Source organism: Priestia sp. SIMBA_032, assembly GCF_046535215.1.
GTDB lineage: Bacteria > Bacillota > Bacilli > Bacillales > Bacillaceae_H > Priestia > Priestia aryabhattai.
The window spans coordinates 1-253 of record NZ_JAWRXD010001150.1; the positions used below are offsets into that span (position 1 = coordinate 1).

At 34.8% G+C, this 253-nt stretch carries 1 pseudogene; it reads left to right on the plus strand.

From position 1 onward, the window contains the following. Positions 1–253 (plus strand): annotated as a pseudogene (locus SB717_RS37930) (DUF418 domain-containing protein); the annotation flags it as partial.

The following is a 253-nucleotide window of genomic DNA, read 5'->3' on the forward strand; positions in this document are numbered from 1 at the left end:
CTTTAGATTGACTGAAAATCCTTTTGATTACATGGGAATTGACGGTGCATTCGGATTATTTTTCATATCAGTTTTCGCAATAATTTTTATGTCTCCACTGTTCCTACTCGGAATGTATGTAGGGAAAAAAGGCTGGCTATTTGAGGTCAGTAAACATATACCTGCTGTCAAAAAAATATGGTTTGCCACCGGTCTCTTCTCTTTTACAATTAAAATCTTAGCTATGTTCATAAAACACCCGGTTTTAATTATG